This is a genomic window from Roseicyclus sp., assembly GCF_052168335.1.
Classification (GTDB): Bacteria; Pseudomonadota; Alphaproteobacteria; order Rhodobacterales; family Rhodobacteraceae; genus Roseibacterium.
The window spans coordinates 1-1,388 of record NZ_JBQLZP010000690.1; the positions used below are offsets into that span (position 1 = coordinate 1).

General features: G+C 71.1%; 2 protein-coding genes and 1 pseudogene. 2 read left to right on the forward strand and 1 reads right to left on the reverse strand.

The window, feature by feature from the left end; all coding sequences use genetic code 11:
• Together ACTS11_RS20980 and ACTS11_RS20985 are read left to right on the forward strand one after the other, a co-directional pair.
• A pseudogene (locus tag ACTS11_RS20980) lies at nucleotides 1–379 on the forward strand (MATE family efflux transporter); the annotation flags it as partial.
• Nucleotides 372–947, forward strand: coding sequence for a YqaA family protein (locus tag ACTS11_RS20985; RefSeq protein WP_442642222.1), 576 nt, complete (start codon nucleotides 372–374; stop codon nucleotides 945–947). The pseudogene ACTS11_RS20980 and the gene ACTS11_RS20985, both read left to right, overlap by 8 nt.
• Before the next feature lie 111 nt (nucleotides 948–1,058).
• Here the strand turns inward: ACTS11_RS20985 and ACTS11_RS20990 are convergent.
• The coding region (locus tag ACTS11_RS20990) for an aminotransferase class IV (RefSeq protein ID WP_442642223.1) at nucleotides 1,059–1,388 on the reverse strand (330 nt) is incomplete at its 5' end.

The window sequence follows — 1,388 nt, forward strand, 5'->3', positions numbered from 1 at the left end:
CCCCATCGCCGCCGCCATGACGGCGAGCGCCGAAGCCGCGCGCTACACCGGGGACTACCTGCGCATCGTGAGCTGGAGCCTCGCGGGCTACGGCCTCGTCGTGGCGGCGAACGCCGCGCTCGCCGCACGGTCGCGCTCGGGCTGGGCGCTGGGGCTCAGCCTCGCGCGGATCGGTCTCGTCTACGTGCCTCTGGCCTGGCTCGGCGTCTGGCTCATGGGCTACGGCGGCATCCTTCTGGCGGCCGTCGCGGCCAATCTCCTCGCCGCCTTCGGCGCGGGTGTCGCGGCGCAGGCCAACGGCCTTCTCGGGGGGCGGGCGCCGGTCCCCGCGCGCCCCGCCGACAGGCTCGCCGCGATGACCGGGGCGCGCGATGGCTGACACGGGCGACGAGACCTGGACCGCCCGCCTCGCCCGGCACCGCACGGGCCTCGCCGCGCTGTCCTTCGCCGAGAGCACGCTGGTCCCGATCCCGCTCGAGACGATCGTGGCGCCCCTCATGGTGGGCCACCATCGCCACGCCTGGACGATCTCGCTGGCGATCTGGATCGGCTGCCTCGCCGGCGCGACGCTGTTCTATTTCGTCGGCCTCTGGCTCGCCGAGCCGGTGGTGCAGCCCGCGCTCGAATGGGTCGGGCTCCGCGACGACTTCGCCGGGATGACCGCCGATCTCGACCGCGAGGGCCTCTTCTGGACCGTCTTCCTCGTCTCCTTCTCGCCCGCCCCGATGCAGCTCGCCACGCTGGGCGCGGGCACCGTCGGCGGCAACTTCGCCGTCTTCCTCGCCGCCATCGCCGCCTCCCGGGGGCTGCGCTACTTCGGTCTGGCCGCGCTCGCCAGTCTCTTCGGGCCGAAGATCGCCGGGTTCGGCCTGCCGAAGACGCGGATCGTGCTCATCGTCTTCGCGCTCCTCGCGGCGGGCTGGATCGGGATGCGGATCCGGGGCTGAGACGGGCGGCTCCTGTGGAGGAAGGCTTGTCCTTTTCGAACCAGAAACAGCCCGACAGGCTCCGAAATACCGTCCGAATACCACAAATCCCGCATCCGCCCCCGAACCGCCTCAGCCCGCCTTCCGCGCCGACACATGCTCCCGCACATGGGCCATGTAGAGATCCCGGATGCGCGTCGTGACGGGTCGCGACCCGTCGCCCACGGGCTTGCCGTCGATCGAGGCCACCGGCGTCTGCGCGCCGAACGTGCCGGTCAGAAAGGCCTCCTCGGCGCCATAGGCGTCGACCAGCGAATAGTTGCGCTCGAAGACCGGGATGCCGTCCGCGCGGCAGAGGTCGATCACCTTCTGACGCGTCACCCCGTTCATGCAGTAGTCCCCCGTCGAGGTCCAGACCTCGCCCCGGCGCACGATGAAGAAGTTGCAGGAATTCGTCGTGTT

Excerpts from the sequence above, each read along its gene's own strand:
- ACTS11_RS20985 (WP_442642222.1), top strand. The coding sequence starts at position 372 with ATGGCTGACACGGGCGACGAGACCTGGACCGCCCGCCTCGCCCGGCAC.